This window comes from Pseudomonas monsensis (genome assembly GCF_014268495.2).
Classification (GTDB): Bacteria; Pseudomonadota; Gammaproteobacteria; order Pseudomonadales; family Pseudomonadaceae; genus Aquipseudomonas; species Aquipseudomonas monsensis.
The window spans coordinates 1680224-1704319 of record NZ_CP077087.1; the positions used below are offsets into that span (position 1 = coordinate 1680224).

The window sequence follows — 24096 nt, forward strand, 5'->3', positions numbered from 1 at the left end:
AATCTTTTTGAAAAAACGCAAAACTCCTACAAGGGATTTTTGGAGGATCTGAAGATCGAGCAGGCACAAAAAAACGGCCCGAAGGCCGTTTCTTTGTTCAGAGCAAAGCATCAACCGCCCAGATACGCCTCGCGTACTTTCGGGTCGGTCAGCAGCGCTTCACCGGTGCCTTGCATCACCACCCGGCCGTTCTCCAGAACATAGGCACGGTCGGCGATTTTCAGCGCCTGGTTGGCGTTCTGCTCGACCAGGAACACCGTCACACCGTCCTTACGCAGCTGTTCGATGATGTCGAAGATCTGCTGGATGATGATCGGCGCCAGGCCCAGCGACGGCTCGTCGAGCAGCAGCAGTTTCGGCTTGCTCATCAGCGCCCGGCCGATGGCGAGCATCTGCTGTTCGCCGCCGGACATGGTGCCGCCGCGCTGATTGAAGCGTTCTTTCAGGCGCGGGAACAGGCCGAGGACCTTGTCCATTTGCTCCTGATAGTCGCCCTTGTCGGTGAAGAAGCCGCCCATGGACAGGTTTTCTTCAACGGTCAGACGGGCGAACACCCGACGACCTTCCGGCACCACGGCGATGCTCTTGCGCATGATCTGCGACGAATCCTGGCCGACCAACTCCTCACCCATGTAGCGGATGCTGCCGCTGTGCGCCTGCGGTGAACCGCAGAGCGTCATCAGCAGCGTGGACTTGCCGGCCCCGTTGGCGCCGATCAGGGTCACGATCTCGCCCTGGCGGACTTCGACGTTGACGCTGTGCAGGGCCTGGATCTTGCCGTAGAAGGTGGAAACGTTTTCGAACTGCAGCATTTACGCTTCCCCCAGGTAGGCTTTGATCACTTCAGGATTATCGCGGATCTGTTCCGGCGTACCGTCGGCCAGAGGCGTGCCCTGGTTGATCACGACGATGTGGTCGGAAATGCTCATGACCAGTTTCATGTCGTGTTCGATCAGCAGCACGGTGACGTTGTGCTCTTCCCGCAACACGCTGATCAGCGCCTTGAGATCTTCGGTTTCCTTCGGGTTAAGACCGGCCGCCGGTTCGTCGAGCATGAGGATCCGCGGACGGGTCATCATGCAGCGGGCGATTTCCAGACGCCGTTGCTGACCGTAGGCCAGGGTTCCGGCGGTACGGTTGGCGAACTCTTTGAGGTTGACCTTTTCCAGCCAGTACTCGGCAAACTCCATCGCCTCGCGCTCGCTCTTGCGAAACGCCGGGGTCTTGAACAGGCCGGACAGGAAGTTGGTGTTCAAGTGACGGTGCTGGGCGATCAACAGGTTCTCGACCGCGGTCATTTCCTTGAACAAACGCACGTTCTGGAAGGTGCGCACCACGCCTTTGAGGGCGATCTTGTGGCCCGGCAAGCCCTGAATCGGCTCGCCGTCCAAAAGGATGCTGCCGCCGGTAGGCTGATAGAAACCGGTCAGGCAGTTGAACACGGTGGTCTTGCCCGCGCCGTTTGGCCCGATCAAGGCAACCACCTGTTTTTCCTTGACGGTCAGGGCCACGCCATTGACCGCCAGCAAGCCGCCGAAGCGCATGCTCAGGTTTTCGACTTTAAGAATCTCGCGGCTCATTTTCGCAACTCCATATGTGGGCGTTGCATCGGCAGCAGACCTTGTGGACGCCAGATCATCATCAACACCATCAGGGCACCGAACATCAACATGCGGTACTCGCTGAACTCACGCATCATTTCCGGCAACAGGATCATCACCACGGCCGCGAGAATCACGCCCAGTTGTGAGCCCATGCCACCCAGCACGACGATGGCGAGGATGATCGCCGACTCGATGAAGGTGAACGATTCCGGGGTTACCAGACCCTGACGGGCGGCGAAGAAGCTGCCGGCGAAACCGGCGAAGCTCGCACCGAGGGTGAAGGCCGACAGCTTGATCACGGTTGGATTCAGACCCAGTGCACGGCAAGCGATTTCATCTTCACGCAGCGCTTCCCACGCACGGCCGATTGGCATGCGCAGCAGACGGTTGATGATGAACAGCGCCGCCAGCGCCAGCAACAACGCAACCAGGTAGAGGAAAATCACCTTGTTGATCGAGTTGTATTCGAGGCCGAAGTACTCGTGGAACGTCTGCAGACCTTCCGCCGCCTTACGTTCAAAGGTCAGGCCGAAGAACGTCGGTTTCTCGATATTGCTGATGCCGTTCGGGCCACCCGTGATATCGGTCAGGTTACGCAGGAACAGACGGATGATCTCGCCGAAACCGAGGGTCACGATCGCCAGATAGTCACCGCGCAGACGCAACACCGGGAAGCCCAGCAGGAAGCCGAACGTCGCCGCCATCAGGCCGGCAATCGGCAGGCAGATCCAGAAGCTCAGGCCGTAGTAGTGCGACAGCAGCGCGTAGCTGTAGGCGCCGACGGCGTAGAAGCCGACGTAACCGAGGTCGAGCAGACCGGCCAGTCCCACGACGATGTTCAGACCGAGGCCGAGCATCACGTAGATCAGGATCAGCGTGGCGATGTCCACCGCGCCACGCGAACCGAAGAACGGCCACACCAGCGCGCCGATGATCAGCGCAATGATGAAGTAGCGTTGGGTGGTCGGCAGGGTCAGGAAGTTACTCGCCTTGGCCGGGATCAGCGGCAAGCCTGGCGAGGATTTCCACGCCTTGCTGATCTGCTGGTTGAACAGCACCCGCAGGAACATCAGCACCGAGCAGATGGCGATGGTCGCCAGAATCATCGGGCTGGTGTTATGCACTTCGAGGTTGATGCCGACGATGGTCAGTTTCAGACCGAGTACCGGGTAGGCCACGGCCCACACCAGCAAGGCACTGAACAGTGCCTGTTTAAGATTCCTAGTCATACTTTCTCAACCTCCGGACGGCCCAGAATGCCGGTCGGACGGAACAACAGCACCAGAACCAACAAGCCGAAAGCCACGACGTCCTTGTACTGGTCGCCGAAGATATCGGCACCAAAGGCTTCCGCCACCCCAAGCACCAACCCGCCGAGCATGGCGCCGGGGATGCTGCCGATGCCGCCGAGTACTGCCGCGGTAAAGGCTTTGAGGCCGACGAGGAAACCGGCGTTCGGGTTGATCACACCGTATTGCATGCTCAGCAGCACAGCCGCGATGGCCGCCAGCGCAGCACCAATGACGAAGGTCAGGGCGATGATGTTGTTGGTGTTGATGCCCAGCAGGTTGGCCATCTTGATGTCTTCGGCGCAGGCGCGGCAGGCGCGACCCAGGCGAGAACGGGAGATGAACAGCGTCAGGCCGAGCATGGCGACCAGGGTCACCACGAACACCACGATTTGCATGTAGGAAATCAGCACTTCATGTGCGCCACCTGGCCCGATGGAGAAGTTGCCGGGGATCAGGTTGGGGATGGATTTGTCCTTGGAGTCTTGCGCCAGCAGCACCGTGTTCTGCAGGAAGATCGACATACCGATGGCCGAGATCAGCGGGATCAGACGGTTGCTGCCGCGCAGGGGGCGGTAGGCGATCCGTTCGATGCTGTAACCGTAGGAACTTGTCACGACGATGCTCGCGATGAAGGCTGCGGTCATCAACAGCGGGACGTTGTCGATTCCCATCATGGCCAGCCCGGCGATGGCGATGAACGCCACGTAGGAGCCGATCATGTACACCTCGCCGTGGGCGAAGTTGATCATTCCAATGATGCCGTAAACCATCGTATAGCCGATGGCAATCAGGGCATACGTGCTGCCAATGGTCAGACCATTAACCAGCTGCTGGAAGAAGTGATAGAGGTCAGGCATTACAACGCTCCTAAAAACCTGATACGCATTTCACTGGTGGAGTCATTTTCCCGCCCGGCCCCGTGGATCTGTATCCACTTCGAATCCGGGTTTTGCCAGCGAACCGCTGATGACGGTTTTGAGATTTTCAGGTGGGGAGACTGGCGGATCACGCCAGCGCGGCCCATACATTCGTAAAACAAAGCCCACGGCACGCCGTGGGCTTTATTGGCAGTCAGTCAGGGCGCGCCTTACTGAGGCGAAGCTTCAGTTTTCGGTTTGCCGAAGTGCCACTCGTAAACCACAAACTTGAAGTCCTTCAGGTCGCCCTTGGCGTCGAAGCTCAGGTCGCCGGTCGGGGTCTTGAAGGTGCCGGCGTGAATGGCTTCGGCCACTTTGGCAGTGTCTTCGGATTTGGCTGCGGTGATACCGCCGGCAATCACTTCAACCGCCGAGTAGGAAGGGAACACGAACGGGCCGCTCGGGTCTTCTTTCTTCGCCTTGAATGCATCTGCCAGGGCGACGTTGGCCGGATCCTGGTCGAAGGATTTCGGCAGGGTTACCAGCAGACCTTCGGAAGCGTCTTTGGCGATCTGCGAAATGGAGTCGTTACCCACGCCTTCCGGACCCATGAACTTGGCTTTCAGGCCTTTTTCCTGGGATTGACGCAGGATCAGACCCAGCTCCGGGTGGTAGCCGCCGTAGTAAACGAAGTCGACGTTGGCTTGCTTGAGTTTGGCGATGATCGAGGAGAAGTCCTTGTCGCCGGCATTGACGCCTTCGAACACGGCGACTTTCACGCCTTTCTTCTCGAGGGTAGCTTTAACGGCGGTGGCGATGCCTTCACCGTATTGCTGTTTGTCGTGCAGGACGGCAACGATTTTCGGTTTCACGTGATCGGCAATGTAGTTACCGGCGGCAGGGCCCTGGGCGCTGTCCAGACCGATAGTACGGAAGACCATTTTGTAACCACGGGCGGTGATGTCCGGGCTGGTGGCAGCCGGGGTGATCATGATCACGCCTTCGTCTTCGTAGATGTCCGAAGCCGGTTGAGTGGAGCTGGAGCACAGGTGACCGACCACGAACTTGACGCCGTCGTTGACGACCTTGTTCGCGACCGCTACGGCTTGTTTCGGATCGCAGGCGTCATCGTATTCAACGGCTTCGAGTTTCTTGCCGTCGACGCCGCCCTTGGCGTTGATCTGCTCGATGGCCATTTTCGCGCCACTGAACTGCATGTCGCCGTATTGGGCTACTGGACCGGTCTTTGGACCGGCGATACCGATTTTGATGGTGTCAGCTGCGAACGAATGGCTGGCAACCCCGGCCAGAACCATAGCGGCAAACAGTTTGGAAATCTGCTTAGTAGCCTTAGTCATAGTGCTCCACTCTTACTGTTGTATTTTTTTAGAGTCCTGGCGCCGTAGCAGCAGAACCGGGTCAGATATCTTTGCGATACCCTCCGGAAATGCCCCCGGCAACTGTACCGGTACAGTGTAGAGCGCCGGTTGTTAGCCTGGGAAGCGGGCGCCGAGGGGCAAAACTTGAGGGTGTCGCATTTTTGAATGAAAAAGACAGAATTGCGGCGGGGCGATCGTGGGCATATAGCTCAATCAGCAGCATTCCCTGGCGTTCCTGCTCTTTTCGTTCGGTGCAGCCCTTTGCAACCGGGTTTTTCTGGCGGACCACCGACGTTATCATTCGCGCCGATTTCTTTTCCGGACAGTTCCCATGAATCAAGAACCTAGCACCCTCTATGCCAAGCTGCTTGGTGAAACCGCATCTATTACCTGGAAAGAGTTGGAGCCGTTCTTTGCCAAGGGTGCCCTATTGTGGGTCGACCCTGACCTGGATTTGATCGCTGCCGCCGAGGCCGTGGCCTCGGACGACGGCGAGAAAGTGGCTGCCTGGCTGGCCGAAGACAAGGTCGGCAAGCTGTCTGAAACGCGGGCGCTGGATATTTTCGAGCGCGATCCCGAGATGTGGGCGGTGGTGGTTCGGCCTTGGATTCTGGTCCAGGAAAGGGCGCGCAGTTGAATGTGTGCACCTCGGTGGTGCGCGTTGCCGCCGGGGAAAAGTGTGTAGTGGAGTAGCGTGATGGCAGGTTGCCGTAGAGAAATGCCACAAGCGGGGGTGGCATCACGGTGACGTAAACGTAACGGGAACAGTTTAGTAAGCAGCCTAACGGCTGCTTAATTGTTTCTGGATGTTGGGAGGCGTGAGTTTTTGCGCTGTTGTCATGGCCTCATCGCTGGCAAGCCAGCTCCCACAGGGTCCGAGTGAACACAACTATTGTGAACACCACAAATCCTGTGGGAGCTGGCTTGCCAGCGATTGAGGCGACTCGGTTCTGGATCAGGCCGAGTAAGTCTTCCCCGTATGGTTATTGAGGGAAATAACCTTGGTCTTGCCGATCCGGTGACGGTAGATCTCGCGCAGGTACTTGATCGACTTCTTCACGCAATCCCGTGACAGGCGAATGTCATTGATCGAGACAAACTTGTCCTTGTCGTTGATCAGCTCGCGGTACTTCTTCTCGTACATCGGTTTGATCGCGTACCAGTTGGTGTCGAGGATCTTCGCCGGGTTTTCGAACTCGTTGAGCAGATCGTCGATGCGGTCTTCGTCGAAATCCTCGTGGATGATGAAGTCGAGGATCGAGTTGTCGAGGGTCTCGTCGAAGCGGTACGGGTTCTTCGCGAAGCAACGCTTGATGAACGCCACGATCAACGTCAGGAAGTCGTCCGACAGGCACGGGCTCTTGGCGATCAGAGTGGTCAGCGACAGGTTGGCCGAGGCGCCGATCACCAGCGCGTAACGCTTGAGCGTGGTGTTGGGGAACAGGCTGTTGAGGTGGGTCTTCAACCGGTTCAGGTCCATGTACGACAGTTTGTAGTCTTTGGGCAGCGAGACAATCGAGACCACCGACGAGCAGTTCTTGAAGAAGTGCAGGTCGTGCAGGGCGGCGGCGTCGTAGCCGGAGTTCTTGTACTGCTCCAGCGACGCACGATAGCGCTTGGATTCGATCGGCAGCAGGCTGATGCCCTCGATCGCCTGGGTGACCTTGTTGAAATGCGGCAGGTCGATCGAGCGGAAGAACAGGTCGTCGATGTTCAGGCGCTGCGGCTCTTTGTCGAACACCTTGAACTTGTCGCTGCTCGGCGGCGGGGTTTCCGGCACTACCGATTCGGCGTAGGCGATCGCCACCGGGCCGGCCAGGCTCATGAACAGGTCGTTGGCGTCGAGGCGAATGGTTTCGCCGATGTCGATGCCGGCACGACGGAAGTAGTTCTGGTCGTAGTCGGTGGTCACCGCCTGCGCCGTCAGAATGTTGAAGATCTGCTGCGAGATGTACTGATTGGCGTGCTTCTCCATCGCATTGACATCAATGTTCTGGATGTTGCCGTCATCGCTTTCTTCGGCGTAACGCATGATGTCATTGGAGATCAGCATCATCGCGTTCCATGGACGGATACGGCCCATGACGCTGGCTTCGCTGCTGTCTTCGTTGGCGAAGTTGTAGGAGAAATCCCATTCTTCCGACAGGTATTTGCACAGCAGGCGTCCGGCGTTGATGTGCAGCGCTTCGGACATTTCACTGCGGTGGTCGGAAATGTTCGGCAGCACGCAGATGCCACTGGTAAAGATCGGCTCGAACACAAACGAATGGCCGCTCTTGCCGTCGTGCTCGTCCATCGGCTTGGTGTCGAACGTCTTGTTCATGTACGAGTGCTGCTGGGCCAGGCCGAACTCCGAAGCCATGCCCGAACCGGTACCGCCGCCGGCACTGAAAATCGAGAAATACAGGCGCGACTGGTTGGCCTTGATGCCGCAGCTGTCGATCAGGTACGAGTGGATCATTTTCCAGTCGGGGCTGGAGAAACGCTGGGTGTCCTTGTTGAGGATGATCTTCGCCAGGTACTGGCCGAGGATCGGCGCGTTACCGGCGCCACCGGCGTGGACTTCGGACAAGTCCATGATTTTCATTTTGCTGTAGTCGCGCAGGAAGCCGCTTTTCTCGCCCTTGCGCGAAAAACGGATGCGCCCGGCGATGTCCTTGTCGAGGTCGCCGAGCATCACCAACGGTTCTACCAGGAACACCGGTTTGGTGGATTTGTTCGGGCCGATCCGCAGGTTCTGCTTGATCCACTGGGCCGGGCTGTAGCCCTTGTCGGCCAGACGCCGATCCGCCGCGCGGTCTTCGTTGTTGAATTCGTTGAGGTAGAACTTGCGCGCGTTGTACACCAGCTCCGCGACGTCGAGGGCAATGTTCGAGCCGCAGCGACCGAGGCCGATCAGGCACACCGAAGGGAATTCCTGGTCGTTGTGCTGTTCGTTGTCGCCTTCCAGGTGCGGTGGGCGCGGGAACACCAGGTCGCGCAAGCCGTCGAGGTTGTCGAGGATGCGGTCGGTGTTGGTTTCGGTGAAGTACAGGTATTGCTGGGTCGACAGCGGGCGCGACGGGACCGCTGGCTTTGACGATGACGGGCTGTTGGCAGCGGGGCTCAATGTCAGATCGGAGACCGCAGTGGCAGGATTGTTTTTAGAAGTCATTGGGCGCCATATACCTGGACTGGTTTGGCCCGCTGACCGATGTCAGCGGGCCTCACGGAATAAGATCTCGCGTCTTTTGTGCGCGAATTGAGCCCGAGCGTCAGGCTTCTGGCCTGACTATCGCTGGGGGGAATCCTTTCCTGATCGTTGATGAATCGGCCATTATTCGGCGATCTTTAATCGAAAAGAGGCAAAGTGATGTCAACGCTACCTTCGTTGGGGTTCGCCGGAATCGGTCTGATGGGGCTGCCCATGTGCCGGCGTCTGTTGGCGGCGGGTTACCCGCTGACCGTGTGGAATCGCAACCCGGACAAGTGCGCACCACTGGTTGAAGCCGGTGCGCGACAGGTAGCGAGCCCCGCTGAACTGTGCGAACACGCCGACGTGGTGATGCTGTGTCTGGCGGACACGGCGGTGGTTCGCGCAGTGGTGTTTGGCCCGGCGGGTGTCGCCGAAGGCGCAAAAAAAGGCCAGTTGCTGGTGGACTTTTCCAGCCTTGAACCGACCGCCACGCGCGAGATGGCGGCAGAGCTGGTGGAGAAAACCGGCATGAGCTGGCTGGACTCACCGGTGTCCGGCGGCGTGGTCGGTGCCGAGGCGGGCAGCCTGGCGATCATGGTCGGTGGCGCTGTGGCCGATCTTCAGCGCGTACGCCCGGTGTTGCTCAACCTCGGTCAGCGGGTCACGCACATGGGCGGCATCGGTGCCGGGCAGGTGACCAAGGCCTGCAACCAGATGATTGTTGCCTGCAACGCGCTGGTGATTGCCGAAGTGGTGGCGCTCGCCGAACACGCGGGCGTCGATGCGAGCCTGATCGCTGAAGCGCTGGCCGGCGGTTTTGCCGATTCGAAACCGTTGCAGATCCTCGCCCCGCAAATGGCGGAAAGCCGTTTCGAACCGATCAAATGGCACGTGCGCACGCTGCTCAAGGATCTTGATACCGCCGTCAAATTCTCCCGCGAACAGGGTTCGGCGACGCCAATCAGCGGATTGGCCGCACAACTGATGCGCCTGCATGGGGCGCAAGGCTATTTGGCGCAGGATCCAGCGACACTGGTGCAAATGTACCGCGCGCCAGAATCAGCGGATTGACCGCGTGGGGCGGCGTGCGTTGATTGATTTCTTCGAGCACCGGACGTAATTCGTCCAGCGGCACCGGGCGGCTGAGCAGGTAACCCTGAATGAAATCGCAGCCCGAGCGTTCAAGGAATTCGTACTGCTCCAGGCTTTCCACACCCTCGGTCACCACCTGTAAATGCAGGGTATGCGCCATGACAATGATCGCCTGGACGATCTCCATGTCGGCGGTCGCCGTGGGAATGTCGAGGATGAACGAGCGGTCGATCTTCAGCGTGTTGAGCGGCAGGCGCTTGAGGTAGGCCAGCGAGGAGTAGCCGGTGCCGAAGTCGTCAATCGACAGTGAGACGCCAAGCGCGCGGATCTGCCGCAGCAATACCAGGGTGTTGGCAATGTTGCCCATCAGTGCGTTTTCGGTGACTTCCAGTTCCAGCCGTTCCGGCGCCACCCCGGCGGTGCGTAATGCGCTTTCGATTTCCATGGCCAGTTCTTCACGGGCGAGGTTGAGCGGTGAGCAGTTCCAGGCAATTTTCAGTTCTTCGCAGCCATGCCGCGACAATTCACCCAGGTCCTTGCAGGCCCGGCGCAGCACCCAATTATCCAGCTCGGCAATCAGGCCGTTATTTTCAGCGATGGAGATAAAGCGATCCGGGGTCAGCAAACCGTGCAGCGGATGCTGCCAGCGGATCAGCGCTTCGAGCTTGGTGACACGGCCAGTCTTCAGTTCGAAGATCGGTTGGTAATACAGGGTCAGGCCGTTTTCTTCACGCAAGGCGTGGCGCAGCTCTTCTTCCAGTTGCAGCTCGAAGCTGGCGCGGGTCTTGAGGTTGGAGCTGAAAAAATGCAGGCCATTACGTCCCGCGCCTTTGGATTGATACAGCGCCAGATCGGCGTGCTTGAGCAGTTCCTCGCAGGTGGTGCCATCCTCCGGAAACAGACTGATGCCAATGCTGGTGGTCATCACCATGCGGCGTCCAGCCAGTTCGATCGGCTCTTTCATCTTGAGCATGATGCGCTGGGCCATATTGCGGGCTTCTTCGCGATCACGAAGGCCGATCAGGATGCAGAACTCGTCGCCGCCAAAACGCGCGACCACGTCTTCATGGCTGCGCACCGAGCCTTTGATGTGCTGGGCGATAACCTTGAGCAGTTCGTCACCGGCGTCATGGCCGAGGCTGTCGTTGATCCGTTTGAAGTGGTCGATGTCGAGAAACATCACCGCGAGCATGCCGCCCTCAGTGGTCTTCTGGCAGAGCTTTTCGGCAAAGATCTGGTTGAAACCGCGACGGTTGATCAGGTTGGTCAGGGCATCGTAGTTGGCCGCTTGCTGCAGCGACATGCGCGCCTGATCGAGCTGGCTGAGCAGGGCGTTGACCCGGCGCAGGTCCTCTTCCTTGTTCTGCAGTTTCTTGTCGGCCAGCGCCGCACTGATCGCACTGCCAAGGATCAGCAAGGTAATCAGCGCGACGGTGAGGCCCAGCTGCAGATGGTTGGTTTGGGCTGTCGGTATCGGCTGGCCGCTTTCGGGCAAGACCAGATTCAGCGCCGCCATGGCGGTGAAATGCATGCTGAAAATGCCGGCGCCGAGGAGCAGTGCCGCGCTGTACCTGAGCATCTGATGGAACAGGCCACTGCCTTCACGCAAATAACCGGCGACCCACAATGCGGCGAAACTGGCGCCGATGGCGATGGCGATCGACAACACGAACAGCGTCGGTTGGTAGTAGGCGGTGGCGTTCGATTTCATCGCCGCCATGCCGACGTAATGCATGCCGGCAATGCCCAGACCGATGACGATGGCGGTTTTCAGATACCGCACCAGACTGGTCTGCGCTTCGCTCAACGTGTACATGGCCAGCCACGAGGCGAGCAGGGCGATCAGCAGGGAAAACAGGGTAATCGGCAGGTCGTAATGGATTTCGATCGGTGCCTGGAACGCCAGCATGCCGATGAAGTGCATGGCCCAGATGCCGCCGGCCAGGCACGTCGCGCCGATCCAGCGCCAAAGGCGTTGCGAGCGTGGATCTTCGGCATGGACGACGCGCTCGGCCATGTCGAGGGTGGCAAAACTCGCGGCGCTGGCGACCAGATAGGCCACCAGCACCAGCAGGGGATTATGTGTGCAATCGAGGATGACCTGCCCGCTCTCCGGCAGCTCGGTAACAAACTGCAAACCAAGCCACTCCATAGCATGCCCCGTCTCTGAAGTCGTCCCGAGTAAGCGTTGAACGCAGCTGAATGTCAGGAGTATAGAGGCCGATTTCGGGGTGCAAGCGGTAGTGGCACATTGGCGCTAATGATTTTGGCATTAGCGTCATAGCGATTAGCGCTAAAAGCTTAAGCGATCTGTTCGAAAGGGATTTGCGCCCAGTCGGGTTGCAGGGGCGGCAAGCCGAAACGCGCGCGGGCCTTATCGCAATCGACATTCTGCTCGCCATTTTCCCATGACGACTCAAATTCGCGGCAGGGGCTGGAGCGCAGTTCATAAATCGAGCACTTCACCTCGCTGCCGACTTCACCGACCAACGCCGTGCAGCGCGGCGATTTGCAGTCGGTGCCGTTCATCGCCACCCGACTGGGGCTGATCTGTGTGACCAGCTCATCAGGCACCGTGCCACCTGAAGATGAGCACTCACCCCAAAAGAAAGACACGCGAAAATGGGAACAGCAGGCACCGCAATTCAGACACGGACTGACTTCAGACATGGGCGAGGGTATCAAAGGGATTGATCGGGAGATCCGGACGGATCCGGCGGCCATTCTAGGCTTTGCCACAAACTTGGGAAGGGGGGCGCGAAAGTATTTTTTTGTGCCAGGATTTTGCCGCAAAAGCCCCGGTTTTCGGGGGATTGCAGGCTTATCAAGGGCTTACGTTTCGTTACAGTGCCATGGCCCGATATCAGGCAGACGAATGATCACAGACAGGCCAGTCCGCGCTGACTAGATTGCAGGTTCCGGGCTCGGATGCGGTGGCAGTGAAGCCCTATAACAATAAAGAGACGGACCCATGCAGAACTCGACCCAAGCGGCGAATGCCTGGCGCATTCTGTTCCTGCTGTTCCTGGCCAACCTGTTCAATTTCTTCGACCGCACCATTCCGGCGATCATCATCGAACCGATCCGCATGGAATGGCACCTCAGTGACTTTCAACTGGGCATTGTCGGTACCGCATTCACCATTGTTTACGCGATTGCCGGGCTGCCGCTGGGGCGCATGGCCGACACCGGTTCGCGCAGCAAATTGATGGGCTGGGGCCTGGCGACCTGGAGCGCGCTGACGGCGGTCAACGGTCTGGTCGGCAGTTTCTGGAGTTTCCTGATCGTGCGCATGGGCATCGGCATTGGCGAGGCCAGTTATGCGCCGGCGGCCAACTCGCTGATCGGCGACCTGTTTCCGGCCCATCGTCGGGCGCGGGCGATGGGCATTTTCATGCTCGGTCTGCCGCTCGGACTGCTCTTGGCGTTCTTCACCATCGGCGCGATGGTCAAGGCGTTCGACAGTTGGCGCGCGCCGTTCTTTATTGCCGCCGTACCGGGGCTGATCCTGGCGATTTTCATGTTCTTCATTAAAGAGCCGAAGCGCGGTGCGGCGGAAACCGTGCAAGTCTCGCAGGAGAAAGTCGACAAGCCGATCCGCCGGATTCTGGCAGTGCCGACTTTTCTCTGGCTGGTCATGGCCGGGTTGTGCTTCAACTTCGCGACGTACGCCTGCAACTCGTTTCTGGTGCCGATGCTGCAGCGCTATTTCCTCATGCCGTTGCAGGAAGCGGCGGTGGCCACCGGGATGATCGTTGGCGTCACCGGGTTAGTCGGGTTGACGCTGGGCGGCTGGATTGCCGACAAGATTCACCAGCGCGTGGCCAACGGGCGGCTGCTGTTTGCGGCGTTCAGCCTGATCATCTCGACCCTGTGCACGGCGTGGGCGCTGCATGCCGGGCGGATCGAGATTGGTGTGTTTGTCGCGGTGTTCAGTGTCGGTTGGCTGTTTGCCTACAACTTCTACACCTGCGTTTACACGGCGATTCAGGATGTGGTCGAGCCACGTCTGCGGGCGACGGCGATGGCATTGTTCTTTGCCGGGTTGTATCTGCTCGGCGGTGGTCTGGGGCCGGTGGTGGTCGGCGGTTTGTCGGATCATTTTGCGCATACCGCGATGTTGTCGGCGGGGGCGGAGCAGATGACCGAAGCGTTCAAGGCAGTCGGCCTGCATGATGCGATGTACCTGATTCCGGTGGCGCTGTTCTTGACCATGGTGTTTCTGTTTCTGGCAGCGCGGTGTTTTGTGCGGGATGCGAAGCGGATGAAGGAGGGGTTGGTGGCGGTGGTTGAGCCAGAGGTTGCAGCAGCGACTGCCTGACCGCTATCGCTGGCAAGCCAGCTCCCACAGGTTTTGTGGTGTTTACAGATTATGTGAACGACCCGATCACTGTGGGAGCTGGCTTGCCAGCGATGAAGCCGTCAGCATCACCGGATAAATAACAGGCAAACAAAAAGGCCCGCATCGCTGCGGGCCTTCTTGTTTTCAGCAAGGAGGAGGGGTTTAACCCGCTACCAACACCCGGATTGCTTCCAGGCGCAACGCCGCTTTATCGAGCATCGCCAGACCCTGTTCACGCTGCTTGCGCAACGCATCCAGTTCGCTGTCGCGCACGGACGGGTTGACCGCTTGCAACGCGGTCAGGCGCGCCAGTTCTTCATCGGTGTCGGCCGCCAGGCGGCGGCGGGCCTCGGCCACGCGCTCGGCGTGACGCGGGGCGATCTTGTCTTCACCGGCGTTGATCCGTGGCGTCAGCTGATCGCGCTGGGCCTGGATGAACTTGTTGGCGCTGGCGCGTGGCACGCTTTCCAACTGATCGTTCAGGGTTTCGAACGAGACCCGTGGCGACAGGTCGTTGCCGTTGGCGTCGAGCAGGCAGCGCAGGGCCGCTGGTGGCAGATAGCGGCCCAGTTGCAGCGAACGCGGGGCAACCACTTCGCTGACGTAGAGCAGCTCCAACAATACGGTGCCCGGTTTCAGCGCCTTGTTCTTGATCAGCGCGACGGCGGTATTGCCCATCGAACCGGACAGCACCAGGTCCATGCCGCCCTGCACCATCGGGTGTTCCCAGGTGATGAACTGCATGTCTTCACGCGACAGCGCCTGGTTGCGGTCGTAGGTGATGGTCACGCCTTCGTCGTCACCCAGCGGGAAACTGGCGTCGAGCATCTTTTCGCTCGGCTTGAGGATCAGGGCGTTTTCCGAATGGTCTTCGCTGTCGATGCCAAAGGCGTCGAACAGGGTTTCCATGTAGATCGGCAGGGCGAACTGATCGTCTTGCTCGAGGATCGCTTCGACCAGCGCATCACCTTCGCCAGCGCCACCGGAATTCAGCTCCAGCAGGCGGTCGCGACCGGTGTGCAGCTCTTCTTCCAGACGCTCGCGCTCGCTGCGCGCTTCGTCGATCAGCGCTTGCCACTCGCCGTCGTCGGCTTCTTCGAGCAGCGGCAGCAGGCGCGGGCCGAACTGATGCTGCAAGGCGTTGCCGGTCGGGCAGGTGTTGAGGAACGCGTTCAGCGCCTCGTTGTACCACTGGAACAGGCGCTCTTGCGGGCTGGTTTCCAGGTACGGCACGTGCAGTTCGATGATGTGCTTCTGGCCGATCCGGTCGAGACGACCGATCCGCTGCTCAAGCAGGTCCGGGTGCGACGGCAGATCGAACAGCACCAGGTGATGCGCGAACTGGAAGTTGCGGCCTTCACTGCCGATTTCCGAACAGATCAGCACTTGCGCGCCAAACTCCTCGTCGGCGAAGTAGGCGGCGGCGCGGTCACGCTCGAGGATGTTCATGCCTTCATGGAACACCGTGGCCGGGATGCCGGAGCGCACGCGCAGGGCGTCTTCCAGGTCCATCGCGGTTTCGGCGTGGGCGCAGATCACCAGCACTTTGGTGCGCTTGAGCATTTTCAGCTGATCAATCAGCCATTCGACGCGCGGGTCGAATTTCCACCAGCGTTCTTCTTCGCTGGCGTCCGGCTGGGCCTGGAAGCTGACTTCCGGGTACAGCTCGGCGTGATCGCCCAGCGGCAGTTCGAGGTATTCATCCGGGCATGGCAGCGGGTACGGGTGCAGTTTGCGCTCCGGGAACCCTTGCACGGCGGCGCGGGTGTTACGGAACAGCACGCGGCCGGTGCCGTGGCGGTCGAGCAATTCGCGCACGAGGCGGGCGCTGGCTTCGGTGTCGCCATCGTTGACGGCGGTCAGCAGGGCTTCACCCTCGTTGCCGAGGAAACCATGAATGGTCTTGTGCGCTTCTGGCGACAGGCGGCCCTTGTCGAGCAGTTCCTGGACGGCTTCGGCCACCGGGCGATAGTTGTCGCTCTCGGCGCGGAACGCGGCCAGGTCATGGAAACGGTTCGGGTCGAGCAGACGCAGGCGAGCGAAGTGGCTGTCCTGACCGAGCTGTTCCGGGGTAGCGGTCAACAGCAGCACGCCCGGTATGGTTTCTGCCAGTTGCTCGACCAGGGTGTATTCCGGGCTGGCCTTGTCTTCGTGCCAGACCAGGTGGTGGGCTTCGTCGACCACCAGCAGGTCCCAGCCGGCGGCGAACAGCGCGTCCTGGGCTTTCTCGTCTTCGACCAGCCACTCCAGCGCCACCAGCGCCAGTTGCGTGTCTTCGAACGGGTTGGAGGCATCGCTTTCGATGAAGCGCTCTTCGTCGAACAGCGCGACCTGCAGGTTGAAGCGGCGGCGCATTTCCACCAGCCATTGGTGCTGGAGGTTTTCCGGCACCAGGATCAGTACACGGTTGGCGCGGCCCGAGAGCAGTTGGCGATGGATCACCAGACCGGCTTCGATGGTTTTACCCAGGCCCACTTCGTCCGCCAGCAGAACGCGCGGGGCGATACGGTCGGCGACTTCACGGGCAATGTGCAACTGGTGCGCGATTGGCTGAGCACGAACGCCACCCAGGCCCCAGAGCGAGGATTGCAACTGGCGGCTGGTGTGTTCGAGGGTGTTGTAACGCAGGGAGAACCACGCCAACGGGTCGATCTGCCCGGCGAACAGACGGTCGCTGGCCAGACGGAACTGAATGAAGTTCGACAGCTGGGTTTCCGGCAGGGTAACTGCTTCGTTTTGCCCGTTGAGACCGTGATAGACCATCAGCCCGTCGACGTCGTCGACTTGCTGTACGGTCATCTTCCAGCCTTCGAAGTGGGTGATGCTGTCACCCGGCGAGAACCGCACGCGGGTCAGGGGCGCATTCCGTAGCGCGTACTGGCGGGTTTCGCCAGTGGCCGGGTAAAGCACGGTCAACAAGCGGCCGTCCTGTGCCAGAACGGTGCCTAAACCAAGCTCTGCTTCGCTGTCACTGATCCAGCGTTGCCCCGGTTGATACTGCTGCGCCATGCTGCCTGACTCCCACCTTGAAAAAGCGGGCTATCTTAACGGAATGCGGGCTTAAGGGCCAAAGATTACTGGGTAGGCGCGGTGGCGGACGGCGATTTTTTAATCGTTGGGAACACTTGAGTTTTGTGGTGTCCGATTAAAAGATCGCAGCCTTCGGCAGCTCCTGCAGGTGCCAAGCGCGTCACAGATTTACGACGAGTGGCTCAAGGCGCCTTTGCCACAGCCGATAGCCTGCTGACAGGAGACCCTTTATATGTTGCCACCGATGCTCCCCCTGAGCGCCGTGCCGATCACTTCCCAGCAGGATCCGATCCGCCAGCGACCGGACATTCCGCCAGTGGTACCGGTGCAGGAAAGCTCCAACGAAAGCACGATTGATCTGCAAAAACGCGATCCGGAAGAGGATGGCTTGCTGTTGCGCGAAGAACAGCGCCGTCAGCAGGAGCGTGATCGCCGTCGTCGCGAGGCCGACGAAGATCCGGAAGAACACCTTGCGGTGCCAGGCACCGAACTCAATGCCGACAACACCGTACCGGTGGTGCCGCTGATGGAAGACCAGCCGCGTCAGGGTTTGTGGGTCGATATCGAGATCTGAATCCGTCCATTTACATGAAATGTCTTAGAGCGGTGGCTGGTCAGCGCTGGCGTCAGGCGGCATGATTGGCGCAGTCCTGCCGGCGATGCGGCAGTTGTGATTTCTTCAAGCGATGCGCCGAACGCCATGAGCCAAGACGATAAACTGATTGACCTCAGCACCGAGCGCGCCAAGCGCGTGCATGACCTCAACGAGAAGCGCCTGAATGAAGTGCGCAAGGCCTTCGAGCAGGCCATGCCGTTGGGAAAAACCCAGAAAAAGCCGAAAAAGAAACCGAAAAAGCGTTGATCTCCCTCCGCATCCTTTGATGCAGGTCAGTTATTTTCCCGCCTTTGCCCTCTGTGTTGACCGGACTTGATCCTGGTCAATTTCTGCGCCTGCGTGATTGGTTAACTTAGCTCCATCGCAGCAAAGCAGGGGCCGGGAGGCCACAGTCATGTTTTTCGATAACGTGGTGTTTGCCGGGGTTCTGACCGTTGGGCTCATGGTTCTGTTTTTTGCAGGGTTTGGATTTTTTATCTGGAAGGATGCGAATAAGCGCAAGAAGTAGGTCTTTCTGGGTTTGATGAGCACGCAAGGCATTTTGGGCAACTTCGGTTGCCCTTTTTTTTGTGCCGTGGCGGCCTTTGGGCCGACCAGGCTCTTGGGGTTCTGGGTGGATATCCGTTGTTGCGGGTGTTGCTGATTACGGTTCCGCCCTTACGGCGGGTCACCTTTTTCAAACGCCAAAAAGGTAACCGAAAAGGCTTGCTCCTACGTTCGGCCCTCGCAGGCTCGGGTTCCTTCGCTGCGGGATCAATCCGGGCGCAGCGGCTCCGGTTTGCTTCGCTGCACCTCCTTCCGCTGTGTACGACTGCGTCGTACGGTCGCTGCGCTCCCACGCCCGAATCAATCCCTCCACTCAGCCTTCCGACGTCGCCTTACAGATCAAGATCAAAAGCAGGCGAGCTGACACTCGGCCTATTGAGTGGTGAAAAGCGGGTGTTCGGCTTTGGGTTTGTGCTGCTCTTGCCCCTCATCGGAACGCCGCCCGCCCAGCCCTCTCCCGAGGGAGAGGGAGCCGATGGTGGGCCTGTGAAAATTTGCGTTCAACTCGGACTTTCACGTCGGCGTAACTCTACCAAACACCTCGGTCAGTCCCCTCTCCCTCCGGGAGAGGGCTAGGGTGAGGGGCTTTTGATCTGGCTTCGGCTTTTGATCTTTTGCCCCATCGTAGCGAGGGAACACTGAGCCTCAGCGAAGTGCCGTACGCCGGGGCAAAGCCTTTTGGGTTATTTTTTCGCTGGGCCGGCATTCCGGCGTTTGGAAAAAGTGACTCGCTGTAAGCGCGAAACCGCCAGCAGCAACACCCACAGCAACGGATATGCTCACAAAACCAGACCCAAAAAAAAGACGCGATCCTCAAGAATCGCGTCTTTTCATCAAAGCTTGAAGCAGCCTATCAACTACCCAACGCCTTCGACGCCAGCCAGAACAAACCAGCCGACAGCGCCACCGTCGCCGGCAGGGTCAGGACCCAAGCCAGCAGGATGGTACGAACAGTGCCGCCCTGCAGGCCGCTTTTGTTGGCGACCATGGTGCCCGCCACGCCCGAGGACAGAACGTGAGTGGTGGATACCGGCAGGCTGAAGATGTTGGCCAGGCCGATCATGCTCGCGGCGGTGATCTGCGCCGACATGCCCTGGGCATAGGTCATGCCTTGCTTGCCGATTTTCTCGCCGATGGTCAGTACCACGCGTTTCCAGCCGATCATGGTGCCCAGACCCAGGGCCAGCGCGACCGCCAGAATTACCCAGAACGGGGCGTATTCGGTGGTGGTGGTCAGGTCTTTGCGCAACTTGTCGAGGTCAGCCTTTTCGCGGGCTTCAAGGCCTGGCAGCTTGGCGACTTTCTTTGCGGTGTCGTCCAGGCACAGCAGGTAGCGACGCACTTCGATGCGGCTTTCGGCCGGCAGCGAGTGGTAGTCCGCTACACCTTTGAGGGTGTGCAGCAGGGCGGAAATGGTCGGTTCGGTCTGCTGCGGGTTGCAGCGGAATTTCTCCGGCAGGTCGCCTTCCACGCTTTTGCCCAGGGCCAGGAACTCACCGAGGGTGGCGGAGTTGCGCTGGTAGAACTGGCTCAGGTGCAGGGTCGCGTCGCGGGTGCGTTCGATCTGGTAAGTGGTGCTGTTCAGGTCGAGCACGAACTGCGCCGGCACGATACCGATCAGCACCAGCATGATCAGGCCGATGCCTTTCTGACCGTCGTTGGAGCCGTGCACGAAACTCATGGCCATCGCCGACATCACCAGCACCAGACGATTCCAGAATGGCGGGTGTTTCTTGTCGTCGATCTTGCGGCGCTGTTCCGGCGTCTTGTGCATCTTCGACAGTGGGCGCCACCATTTGAGGCCAATCAGCACCAGCGCCGCGACAAGGAAACCGGCCATCGGCGAGAACACCAGCGAGGCGCCGATGTCGATCGCTTTCTGCCAGTTCACGCCGTCAGCCAGCGGAATGTCGTTGATCAGGGCGTTGGCCAGGCCGACACCGAGGATCGAACCGATCAGGGTGTGCGAGCTGGAGGCCGGGATACCGAAGTACCAGGTGCCCAGGTTCCAGGCGATTGCCGCGGCGAGCAACGAGAACACCATTGCCAGGCCATGGCCGGTGTTCACATTGATCAGCAGCTCTACCGGCAGCAGGTGGACAATGGCATACGCCACGCCAACGCCGCCCAGCAGCACGCCGAGGAAATTGAACACACCGGAGAAGAACACCGCCAAGTGAGGCGGCATGGCTTTGGTGTAGATAACAGTGGCTACCGCGTTAGCGGTGTCATGAAATCCATTGATGAACTCGAAGGCGAGGACAAACGTCAGGGCGAGCAAGAGGCTCACAAGCACCCAAGCATCCAGTCCGCTGAATAAATCGATCATGAAGGTTTTCTGACCCGGTCGTAAGGGGGCGCGATTATGCCAGAAAAGACTGGGAATCGATCCCCTACCTGCTCATTGGTAACAATGTTCTTCGATTTAATTTGTTGCAGCAGGTTAAAACCAAGCGCGGCGCAGGGTTTTTCAAGTCATTGATTTTGTTGCTAAAAGCTTTGCCTGGAAGGGGTTTTTCCAGGCGTGACAAAGCATCAAACGCTTGTCTGAAATATCTCTGAAACGTGTAGGAAGCTTCCTTCAGTCGGTCTGACTGAAAGAGAGCCGCTGCCCGCGGGTAGCGGGCGCGCAAGGCATCGTCGATACACCGCGCTGGTAACCGGTGCGCACGTTGACCTTCGAAATCGTCAAAACCCGTGGCTCATGGCTCTTCGGCTTTGAGTTCCTTTTCGATCTTTTCGATTTCCTGCTTGAAGACCTGATCCTGAACGGTAGGGCGTTTGCGCCATGCCTTGCGTTCCGGCTCGGGTTGAGCGGCGTAGGTGGTGACTTCCCCGCCGTAAACTTCCTTGTAACGTTGTTCCTGGCGCTCAAGTTCCGCGCGCAGTTCGTCTTTCGTCACAGTGCTACCTGTTTGAGTTGAGTTGAATGTCTGGTGAACACACTGCAACGAGTCGCTTGATCGGTCCTGTCGAGTGCTCAACGCCTGAACGGACATTGATATAAGAGCAGGGCGGGTCAAGGACTTCCATGTTACAGGCGGCTACGGCACCAGATTAAAACTGACGCAGCATCAGTTTCCTGTTTCAGCGAGCGCTGGCTTTGCATGAGGCATTGGTGTCAGGCGCAGGCCGGGGCGTCGGCGATGGACATCGCATCAGCCAGTGGCGACCCCGGTGATTAAAAACGCGGTGCCACTGAGGTGCATTATAGCGGTCGATTCGGGAATGACTATCTTTGCCAAGTTAAAAACGGTTCTGGATGTGTGATCGTTTTGTTGCTCGCAACTTTATTGCTAGTTAACGTCTGGAAAATACGTTATTGGCCTGGCGATCTGTTTTTGGCGTCATTTAGTCGAACAACTAAAGCGCTGTTCAGTGCGCAGGCGAAGTTGAGGCCTGAGCAAAAAAGCACCGAACGAGGCAGCGCAGGCCGATTGCGATTATCGGTCGACGGTTCGATAATCGCCCAATGTTGGCGGTTCGACGCTTGTGCATCGGTTGCCAAGTCGTTTGTATAGCCGCTGAGCCGAGCACAAAAACAAGGACCCGACATGAACGATCAAATGCGCAACTCCTTTACCTCCGTGGCGCCGCCGATCGTTGCCTCGCCGGCCAAGCGCATTCAGGCCCTGACCGGCGATCCAGACTTCATGACCTCGCTGGCCCGGGGCCTGGCGGTGGTGCAGGCATTTCAGGAGCGCAAGCGGCACCTGACCATCGCCCAGATCAGCCACCGCACGGAAATTCCCCGCGCTGCCGTGCGTCGTTGCCTGCACACCCTGATCAAGCTCGGCTACGCCACCACCGACGGCCGTACCTATTCGCTGCTGCCCAAAGTGCTGACCCTCGGTCACGCCTATCTGTCTTCGACTCCGTTGGCGGTTTCGGCCCAGCCGTACCTCGACCGCATGAGCGAGCAATTGCACGAAGCCTGCAACATGGCCACGCTCGAAGGGGACGACATTCTCTACATCGCCCGCTCGGCGACCACGCAACGACTGATTTCGGTGGACCTGTCGGTGGGCGGGCGCCTGCCGGCGTATTGCACGTCGATGGGGCGGATTCTGCTGGCGGCGCTGGACGACACATCCCTCGGTGAATACCTCGATCATGCCGAACTCGTGGCCAAGACCAGCCGCACGCTTCACACCCCGGAAGCCTTGCTCGAGTGTCTGCAAGAAGTGCGGCAGCAGGGCTGGTGCATTGTCGATCAGGAGCTGGAACAAGGCCTGCGCTCGATTGCCGTGCCGGTCTACGACGCTTCGGGGCAAGTGGTCGCTGCGCTCAACGTCAGCACCCACGCTGGCCGTGTCAGCCGTACCGAGCTGGAGCAACGCTTCCTGCCGGGCCTGCTCAGCGCCAGCCGCGACCTCAGTGCGCAACTGTTTGCCTGAGGAAGCTGTTCGATAAACGCACAGTGTTGCGTTTATCGAATTGACGCTAAAACCCTCGGATCATTAATGTCGCGGCAGCGTCATCCGGCGCTGATGTGAATGAGCTCGCCGGACTGCCGACTCCCATAATAATGACAAGAGGCAACTCCCCATGAGCACGTTCCCCGACTGTCGCCGCCGCTCCCCGTGTTGCCGGTTTCAACGCAACGCCTGATCCACACCTTCTATTCTTGTGACCGTGCCGCTCTCTGGCCGGCCGCCGTTCGACTGCGTTTTTTGCGTGGAATAAAAATAATGAACCAGCCTCAGTCCGCTGTGGGTAACTGCCTCGACGTGCAGACCTTCATCAATGCCCAACCGATCTCGCGCTATCAGTGGCGGGTGGTGATCCTGTGTTTCCTGATTGTGTTCCTCGATGGCCTTGATACCGCCGCGATGGGCTTTATTGCCCCGGCGCTGTCTCAGGACTGGGGCATCGACCGCGCCAGCCTCGGCCCGGTGATGAGCGCCGCGTTGATCGGCATGGTTTTCGGTGCACTGGGTTCCGGCCCCCTGGCTGACCGCTTCGGGCGCAAAGTCGTGCTGGTCGGCGCAGTGGTGTTGTTTGGTGCCTTCAGCCTGGCGTCAGCGTACAGCACCAATGTCGAACAACTGCTGGTGCTGCGCTTTCTCACCGGCCTCGGTCTGGGCGCCGGCATGCCCAACGCCACCACGCTGCTGTCGGAGTACACCCCGGAGCGCAAGAAGTCGCTGCTGGTGACCAGCATGTTCTGCGGCTTCAACCTCGGCATGGCCGGCGGCGGTTTCATTTCCGCCAAATTGATTTCGGCGTTCGGCTGGCACAGCCTGCTGCTGATTGGCGGGATTCTGCCGTTGATCCTCGCGGTGGTATTGCTGGTCTGGCTGCCGGAATCGGCGCGTTACCTGGTGGTGCGTAACCGCGGCACCGACAAGGTGCGCAAGACCCTGGCACCGATCGACCCGTTCACCGTTGCCCAGGCGTCGAGTTTCAGTGTGCCGGAACAGAAAACCGTCAAGGCGCGCAATGTGTTCGCGGTGATCTTCTCCGGCACCTACAGCACCGGCACTTTGTTGTTGTGGCTGACCTATTTCATGGGGCTGGTGATCGTGTACCTGCTGACCAGTTGGTTGCCGACGCTGATGCGTGACAGCGGTGCGAGCATGGAGCAGGCCGCGTTCATCGGTGCGCTGTTCCAGTTCGGCGGTGTGCTGAGCGCGGTCGCGGTGGGCTGGGCGATGGACCGCTTCAATCCGCACAAGGTCATCGGCACGTTCTATCTGTTGGCCGGGGTGTTTGCCTATGCGGTGGGGCAGAGCCTGGGCAACATTACCTTGCTTGCGACCTTGGTGCTGGTGGCGGGGATGTGCGTGAACGGTGCGCAATCGGCGATGCCGTCGCTGGCGGCGCGGTTTTATCCGACTCAGGGCCGGGCGACCGGTGTTTCCTGGATGCTGGGGATTGGTCGCTTCGGCGCGATTCTCGGAGCGTGGATGGGCGCGACGCTGTTGGGCCTGGGTTGGAACTTCGAACAGGTGTTGACGGCGCTGGTGATTCCGGCGGCGTTGGCGACGATGGCGGTGGTGATCAAAGGCATGGTCAGTCATGCGGATGCGACCTGAGTTTCACTTTCAGCATCGTCGGTGAATGTGATGGCCGCATCGCGAGCAGGCTCACTCCGACATTTGAGAATGCATTTCCCCTGTAGGAGTGAGCCTGCTCGCGATGCCTTTGGTTTTGATTGTTA

General features: G+C 59.4%; 19 protein-coding genes. 8 read left to right on the top strand and 11 right to left on the bottom strand.

The features are described 5' to 3' along the window. Positions 1-110: 110 nt before the first annotated feature. The 5 genes from HV782_RS07290 to HV782_RS07310 form a co-directional block, all read right to left on the bottom strand. A complete protein-coding gene (locus HV782_RS07290; RefSeq protein ID WP_003222380.1) occupies positions 111-812 on the bottom strand; it encodes an ABC transporter ATP-binding protein in 702 nt (233 codons plus the stop codon). After that, the gene (livG, locus tag HV782_RS07295) at positions 813-1580 is read right to left on the bottom strand and encodes a high-affinity branched-chain amino acid ABC transporter ATP-binding protein LivG (RefSeq protein ID WP_123465296.1); all 768 of its coding nucleotides are present in this window, start codon (positions 1578-1580) and stop codon (positions 813-815) included. Beyond that, on the bottom strand, positions 1577-2833 hold the full coding sequence (locus HV782_RS07300; protein WP_123465298.1) for a high-affinity branched-chain amino acid ABC transporter permease LivM: 1257 nt from the start codon (positions 2831-2833) through the stop codon (positions 1577-1579). Before HV782_RS07300 ends, livG begins: the two co-directional genes overlap by 4 nt. Next, complete coding sequence (livH, locus tag HV782_RS07305; protein ID WP_123465300.1) at positions 2830-3753, bottom strand: high-affinity branched-chain amino acid ABC transporter permease LivH; 924 nt, start codon at positions 3751-3753, stop codon at positions 2830-2832. The genes HV782_RS07300 and livH overlap by 4 nt, the downstream gene beginning before the upstream one ends. A 230-nt stretch (positions 3754-3983) precedes the next feature. Further along, a complete protein-coding gene (locus HV782_RS07310; protein ID WP_186744496.1) occupies positions 3984-5111 on the bottom strand; it encodes a branched-chain amino acid ABC transporter substrate-binding protein in 1128 nt (375 codons plus the stop codon). 352 nt (positions 5112-5463) lie between these two features. Here HV782_RS07310 and HV782_RS07315 point away from each other — a divergent pair, with 352 nt between their 5' ends. After that, complete coding sequence (locus HV782_RS07315; RefSeq protein ID WP_123465304.1) at positions 5464-5769, top strand: DUF2288 domain-containing protein; 306 nt, start codon at positions 5464-5466, stop codon at positions 5767-5769. A gap of 318 nt (positions 5770-6087) precedes the next feature. Here the strand turns inward: HV782_RS07315 and HV782_RS07320 are convergent, their stop codons facing one another. After that, complete coding sequence (locus HV782_RS07320; protein ID WP_186744498.1) at positions 6088-8286, bottom strand: hypothetical protein; 2199 nt, start codon at positions 8284-8286, stop codon at positions 6088-6090. Positions 8287-8484: 198 nt separating this feature from the next. Between HV782_RS07320 and HV782_RS07325 the strand changes: the two genes are divergently transcribed. Then, complete coding sequence (locus HV782_RS07325; protein WP_189655752.1) at positions 8485-9378, top strand: NAD(P)-dependent oxidoreductase; 894 nt, start codon at positions 8485-8487, stop codon at positions 9376-9378. Here the strand turns inward: HV782_RS07325 and HV782_RS07330 are convergent. Together HV782_RS07330 and HV782_RS07335 are read right to left on the bottom strand one after the other, a co-directional pair. Then, positions 9269-11551 (bottom strand): putative bifunctional diguanylate cyclase/phosphodiesterase, encoded by a 2283-nt coding sequence (locus HV782_RS07330; RefSeq protein ID WP_186744502.1) that lies wholly within the window; start codon positions 11549-11551, stop codon positions 9269-9271. The genes HV782_RS07325 and HV782_RS07330 overlap by 110 nt on opposite strands. A 149-nt stretch (positions 11552-11700) precedes the next feature. Then, positions 11701-12069: a YkgJ family cysteine cluster protein gene (locus HV782_RS07335; protein WP_007918504.1), complete on the bottom strand. Its 369-nt coding sequence runs from the start codon at positions 12067-12069 to the stop codon at positions 11701-11703. A 301-nt stretch (positions 12070-12370) separates the two neighbouring features. Between HV782_RS07335 and HV782_RS07340 the strand changes: the two genes are divergently transcribed. Beyond that, positions 12371-13720, top strand: a complete 1350-nt coding sequence (locus tag HV782_RS07340) for a spinster family MFS transporter (protein WP_123465312.1) — start codon at positions 12371-12373, stop codon at positions 13718-13720. A gap of 183 nt (positions 13721-13903) precedes the next feature. Here the strand turns inward: HV782_RS07340 and rapA are convergent, their stop codons facing one another. Next, a complete protein-coding gene (rapA, locus tag HV782_RS07345; protein ID WP_123465313.1) occupies positions 13904-16750 on the bottom strand; it encodes an RNA polymerase-associated protein RapA in 2847 nt (948 codons plus the stop codon). A 253-nt stretch (positions 16751-17003) separates the two neighbouring features. Here rapA and HV782_RS07350 point away from each other — a divergent pair, with 253 nt between their 5' ends. From HV782_RS07350 to ccoM, 3 genes are all read left to right on the top strand, one after another. Continuing rightward, positions 17004-17345: an aspartate-semialdehyde dehydrogenase gene (locus tag HV782_RS07350; RefSeq protein ID WP_085581675.1), complete on the top strand. Its 342-nt coding sequence runs from the start codon at positions 17004-17006 to the stop codon at positions 17343-17345. 126 nt (positions 17346-17471) lie between these two features. Further along, complete coding sequence (locus HV782_RS07355; RefSeq protein ID WP_164747860.1) at positions 17472-17633, top strand: hypothetical protein; 162 nt, start codon at positions 17472-17474, stop codon at positions 17631-17633. A 148-nt stretch (positions 17634-17781) separates the two neighbouring features. Continuing rightward, a complete protein-coding gene (ccoM, locus tag HV782_RS28770; RefSeq protein WP_003222396.1) occupies positions 17782-17895 on the top strand; it encodes a cytochrome c oxidase subunit CcoM in 114 nt (37 codons plus the stop codon). Positions 17896-18786: 891 nt separating this feature from the next. Here the strand turns inward: ccoM and HV782_RS07360 are convergent. Continuing rightward, positions 18787-20262 carry an inorganic phosphate transporter gene (locus tag HV782_RS07360; protein ID WP_123465315.1) on the bottom strand — a complete coding sequence of 492 codons (1476 nt, stop codon included), beginning with the start codon at positions 20260-20262 and terminating at the stop codon, positions 18787-18789. Positions 20263-20635: 373 nt separating this feature from the next. Beyond that, entirely contained in the window at positions 20636-20836 is a 201-nt protein-coding gene (locus HV782_RS07365) for a hypothetical protein (protein WP_008080067.1), read from the bottom strand. 651 nt (positions 20837-21487) lie between these two features. On the opposite strand from HV782_RS07365, the gene pcaR reads away from it, so the two are divergent. Beyond that, the gene (gene pcaR / locus HV782_RS07370) at positions 21488-22330 is read left to right on the top strand and encodes a pca regulon transcriptional regulator PcaR (protein WP_123465317.1); all 843 of its coding nucleotides are present in this window, start codon (positions 21488-21490) and stop codon (positions 22328-22330) included. A 294-nt stretch (positions 22331-22624) separates the two neighbouring features. Further along, a complete protein-coding gene (pcaK, locus tag HV782_RS07375) occupies positions 22625-23971 on the top strand; it encodes a 4-hydroxybenzoate transporter PcaK (protein ID WP_186744504.1) in 1347 nt (448 codons plus the stop codon). Positions 23972-24096 lie beyond the last annotated feature (125 nt).

Bases quoted from the DNA above. Each gene is read 5' to 3' on its own strand.
- HV782_RS07290 (WP_003222380.1), bottom strand. From the start codon at position 812: ATGCTGCAGTTCGAAAACGTTTCCACCTTCTACGGCAAGATCCAGGCC.
- livG (WP_123465296.1), bottom strand. From the start codon at position 1,580: ATGAGCCGCGAGATTCTTAAAGTCGAAAACCTGAGCATGCGCTTCGGC.
- HV782_RS07300 (WP_123465298.1), bottom strand. From the start codon at position 2,833: ATGACTAGGAATCTTAAACAGGCACTGTTCAGTGCCTTGCTGGTGTGG.
- livH (WP_123465300.1), bottom strand. From the start codon at position 3,753: ATGCCTGACCTCTATCACTTCTTCCAGCAGCTGGTTAATGGTCTGACC.
- HV782_RS07310 (WP_186744496.1), bottom strand. From the start codon at position 5,111: ATGACTAAGGCTACTAAGCAGATTTCCAAACTGTTTGCCGCTATGGTT.
- HV782_RS07315 (WP_123465304.1), top strand. From the start codon at position 5,464: ATGAATCAAGAACCTAGCACCCTCTATGCCAAGCTGCTTGGTGAAACC.
- HV782_RS07320 (WP_186744498.1), bottom strand. From the start codon at position 8,286: ATGACTTCTAAAAACAATCCTGCCACTGCGGTCTCCGATCTGACATTG.
- HV782_RS07325 (WP_189655752.1), top strand. From the start codon at position 8,485: ATGTCAACGCTACCTTCGTTGGGGTTCGCCGGAATCGGTCTGATGGGG.
- HV782_RS07330 (WP_186744502.1), bottom strand. From the start codon at position 11,551: ATGGAGTGGCTTGGTTTGCAGTTTGTTACCGAGCTGCCGGAGAGCGGG.
- HV782_RS07335 (WP_007918504.1), bottom strand. From the start codon at position 12,069: ATGTCTGAAGTCAGTCCGTGTCTGAATTGCGGTGCCTGCTGTTCCCAT.
- HV782_RS07340 (WP_123465312.1), top strand. From the start codon at position 12,371: ATGCAGAACTCGACCCAAGCGGCGAATGCCTGGCGCATTCTGTTCCTG.
- rapA (WP_123465313.1), bottom strand. From the start codon at position 16,750: ATGGCGCAGCAGTATCAACCGGGGCAACGCTGGATCAGTGACAGCGAA.
- HV782_RS07350 (WP_085581675.1), top strand. From the start codon at position 17,004: ATGTTGCCACCGATGCTCCCCCTGAGCGCCGTGCCGATCACTTCCCAG.
- HV782_RS07355 (WP_164747860.1), top strand. From the start codon at position 17,472: ATGAGCCAAGACGATAAACTGATTGACCTCAGCACCGAGCGCGCCAAG.
- ccoM (WP_003222396.1), top strand. From the start codon at position 17,782: ATGTTTTTCGATAACGTGGTGTTTGCCGGGGTTCTGACCGTTGGGCTC.
- HV782_RS07360 (WP_123465315.1), bottom strand. From the start codon at position 20,262: ATGATCGATTTATTCAGCGGACTGGATGCTTGGGTGCTTGTGAGCCTC.
- pcaR (WP_123465317.1), top strand. From the start codon at position 21,488: ATGAACGATCAAATGCGCAACTCCTTTACCTCCGTGGCGCCGCCGATC.
- pcaK (WP_186744504.1), top strand. From the start codon at position 22,625: ATGAACCAGCCTCAGTCCGCTGTGGGTAACTGCCTCGACGTGCAGACC.